The organism is Halomonas sp., assembly GCF_052095695.1.
Lineage (GTDB): Bacteria > Pseudomonadota > Gammaproteobacteria > Pseudomonadales > Halomonadaceae > Vreelandella.
Genome location: NZ_JBQDLQ010000165.1, coordinates 1 through 3,359 on the forward strand (window position 1 = coordinate 1; position 3,359 = coordinate 3,359).

The following is a 3,359-nucleotide window of genomic DNA, read 5'->3' on the forward strand; positions in this document are numbered from 1 at the left end:
GACAACCTAGCCTATGATGCTGCCCATAAAGGGTAAGGAGGCGTGTCATGAACCAGTTGACTGCACAGGCTCCCAGCAAGGTGTCGCGCTCAGATAAAAGGCTCATCGCCCTGGGCATGTGGCGCTTTATGCTGGTGGCACTTGCGCTGCTACTTAGCCTTGGTTTTACGCAGGTAGCAGTAGCGCAGGCGGATCCTGATCGTGAAATGACCACCGCCGCTCCAGGCATTACCGCCGATCAGTGGCGTCAGGTGCGCAGCGGTGAAACCGGGCCCAATTACCGCGATTCGCGTTACGACAGCAACTACAGCCTGATCAATGCCAGTGGTGAAACTTGGCGGCAGATTCGCAATCGCTGGGTCTCACCGTTTGGGATGATCGCGATAGGCGGTACGGCCGCGTTGATTACGCTGTTCTACCTGATTGTTGGGCGCAAGCACCTGGAGGCTCCGCGCACCGGGCGCAAACTGCTGCGCTGGTCGCTGGTGATGCGCGCGCTGCACTGGACGGTCGCCACGCTGTTTATCACCCTTGCGCTGACCGGTTTGAACTTGCTACTCGGTAAGTTTGTTTTCCGCACGCTGTTTGGCGATGCCTTCTGGGCGTGGATGATCGCAGCCTCGAAAGTGCTGCATAACTATTTAGGGCCTATTTTCGGCATATTGCTGGTGATCATGCTGGTTAGCCTGATTAAAGAGAACATTCCTAAAAAGCACGACTGGGTATGGTTCAAAAAGGGTGGCGGCATGATTGGTAAACAGCATGTAGAAGCAGGCTTTGCTAACGGCGGCGAGAAGGCTTGGTACTGGCTGTTAGCCAGCGTTGGTGTGCTGGTGATAGCCAGTGGCTTTGTGCTCGATTTCCCCAACTTCAATCAGGGGCGCGACACCATGCAGTGGGCGAACATTATCCACGCAGTGGGTGCGCTGGGGCTAACTGCGGTTTCCTTGGGGCATATCTATATCGGCACGCTGGGTACGGAAGGCGCGTTAGAAGGTATGACCACGGGCTACGTGGATGAAACCTGGGCCAAGGAGCACCACAGCCTGTGGTACGAAGAGGTCAAGGATCAAACGGTTTCGGAGCAAGAGATCGCGGCGCGTAAGTCGTCTGGGGATAGCGGCGAACCCTCGGCAACGCGAACCAGCTGAGAAGCATGCGCAGTATCTGAGGCACCGCCATTTGGCGGTGTCTTTTGTTATGCTGCACCTTACGCCACTTTTAACGAGAGGAACGGCAATGTCAGCGTTTAACGAACTTGATCAGGCCACCCGTACCGAACTTGAAGCAGCCGCCTTTCGCCGCCTACTGCGCCACCTGGACGACAACAAGGATGTGCAGAACATCGACCTGATGATTCTGGCGGACTTCTGCCGTAACTGTCTCTCCAAATGGATGGTGAGCGCCGCCGATGAGCGCGGCGAATCGCTGGAGCTGGAGGCCGCGCGCGAGTACGTCTACGGCATGTCCTACAGTGAGTGGAAAGAGCACCATCAGGCAAAGGCGACCCCGGAACAGCTGGCCGCACTTGATGCGCGTCAAGCCAAGAAAGATAGCCAGGAGTAGGCGAATGGAATCCATGGTGCCCTTGAACATAGCCGTACTCACCGTCTCGGATACCCGAACGGAAGACACGGATCGTAGCGGACAATCGCTCGTTGAGCGCCTAACCAGCGCAGGGCATACTCTGGCAGAAAAGCGCATTGTGCCAGACGATGTCTACCGTATTCGTGCGGTGGTCTCAGAGTGGATCGCCAGTGCCGACGTGCAGGTGGTGATCACGACCGGCGGCACCGGCTTTACCGGCCGCGATTCAACTCCGGAAGCCATCTCAGTCCTCTTGGACAAGCGTATTGAAGGCTTTGGCGAGCGCTTTCGCCAGCTCAGCGGTGATGAAATTGGCAGCTCCACTATCCAAAGCCGCTGCTTAGGCGGTCTGGCAAACGCGACGGTAGTGTTTTGTTTACCCGGCTCGACCGGCGCCTGCCGCACCGGCTGGGACGGCATTCTGGCTGAACAGCTGGATAGCCGCCATAAGCCCTGTAACTTCGCTAATCTCGTTATTCCAGGCCGAGGTCAACATGGCTGATTTGCAGCCGATAGATGCCGCGCTTACCGCGCTGCTAGCCGACGTTCGCCCCGTCGCGATCGAACGTGTCTCGCTGGAAGCCGCCGCCGGGCGCGTGCTTGCCGACGTAGTGACCGCGCAGTTCGACGTGCCGCCGTTCGATAACAGCTCGATGGATGGCTATGCACTGCATGCCGACGATGCCGGAAAGTGGCTACCCGTTAGCCAGCGTATTGCCGCAGGAACGCCAGCCCAAACGCTGGCCCGGGGCAACTGCGCGCGTATCTTTACCGGCGGTGAAATTCCTCCAGGGGCCGACTGTGTTGTCATGCAGGAGCGTGTTGACGTTGATGGCGAGCGCGCCTTGATACCTGCCGATATCCCCAGCGGTGACAACGTTCGCCGCCGAGGCCGTGACGTGCGTCAAGGCAGCGTGCTGCTTAATGCCGGTGAGCGTCTGGAAGCCGCCGCGCTAGGCCATTTGGCCGGGCAAGGGGTTACTCAGGTTAGCGTACGGCGCCGCCCTCGGGTGGCTTTGCTGTCGACCGGTGATGAAATTATCGACCCCGGCACGCCGCTGAGGCCGGGGCAGCTCTATAACTCTAACCGGCCCATGTTGAAACGCCTGTTAGAGAACTTTGGGGCCGAGGTGGTGAGCACGGTGAGCGTGCCGGATAATTACGAGCGCACTGTTGCTTTGTTAACCGAGGTCGCTGAGGCAGACTTGGTGGTCACCACTGGCGGCGTTAGCGTCGGCGAAGAGGATCATGTTAAAGCTGCGCTAGAAGCGATTGGTCAGCTTGATATGTGGAAGCTGGCGATTCGTCCCGGTAAGCCGTTAGCACTCGGTCGCTTGCCTCGCGGTAATGGGAGCCAAGCACGTTTTGTTGGCCTGCCGGGTAACCCGGTTTCGGGATTTGTCGGCGCTTGGCTGTTTTTACGCCCTCTGCTGGGCGCGATGCTTGGTTGCCCAATACTGAGAGAGTTGCCGAACATTACCGCCAGCGCTGGGTTTGCCACCACTACCGGGCCGCGTGAACACTAGATGCGCGTGACGCTGCAATTTACGGCAAACGGCGTGATGGCGACGGCCTTTGACGATCAGAACTCGGGGGTGCTTTCGTCGTGTATCAACGCCGACGCCTTCGCGGTGATTCCACCCAATAGCACGATCGCCGAGGGCGATATGATTCGCTGTTTATGGCTGAAGGGGTAAAAATGCACCAGCTAAACAATCGCGTGGGGCACAAAGCAGGAGGAGTCTTTGGTGATGCGGCCAACGTCTTCGCGA

3 protein-coding genes and 1 pseudogene are annotated in these 3,359 nt (G+C 58.3%); all 4 read left to right on the forward strand.

The window, feature by feature from the left end; all coding sequences use genetic code 11:
* Positions 1–47: 47 nt before the first annotated feature.
* The 4 genes and pseudogenes from ACTH5D_RS17660 to ACTH5D_RS17675 all read left to right on the forward strand — a co-directional run bounded on the left by ACTH5D_RS17660 (position 48) and on the right by ACTH5D_RS17675 (position 3,284).
* Entirely contained in the window at positions 48–1,151 is a 1,104-nt protein-coding gene (locus tag ACTH5D_RS17660; protein WP_441673512.1) for a formate dehydrogenase subunit gamma, read from the forward strand.
* Between the two features lie 88 nt (positions 1,152–1,239).
* Positions 1,240–1,566, forward strand: a complete 327-nt coding sequence (locus ACTH5D_RS17665) for a DUF1244 domain-containing protein (RefSeq protein ID WP_441673516.1) — start codon at positions 1,240–1,242, stop codon at positions 1,564–1,566.
* Positions 1,567–1,570: 4 nt separating this feature from the next.
* On the forward strand, positions 1,571–2,089 hold the full coding sequence (gene moaB, locus ACTH5D_RS17670; protein ID WP_441673514.1) for a molybdenum cofactor biosynthesis protein B: 519 nt from the start codon (positions 1,571–1,573) through the stop codon (positions 2,087–2,089).
* A pseudogene (locus ACTH5D_RS17675) lies at positions 2,082–3,284 on the forward strand (molybdopterin molybdotransferase MoeA). The gene moaB and the pseudogene ACTH5D_RS17675 overlap by 8 nt, the downstream one beginning before the upstream one ends.
* The last annotated feature ends 75 nt before the right edge of the window (positions 3,285–3,359 follow it).

What these genes read in the sequence shown, in the direction of transcription:
- ACTH5D_RS17660 (WP_441673512.1), top strand. Translation starts at nt 48, where the DNA reads ATGAACCAGTTGACTGCACAGGCTCCCAGCAAGGTGTCGCGCTCAGAT.
- ACTH5D_RS17665 (WP_441673516.1), top strand. Translation starts at nt 1,240, where the DNA reads ATGTCAGCGTTTAACGAACTTGATCAGGCCACCCGTACCGAACTTGAA.
- moaB (WP_441673514.1), top strand. Translation starts at nt 1,571, where the DNA reads ATGGAATCCATGGTGCCCTTGAACATAGCCGTACTCACCGTCTCGGAT.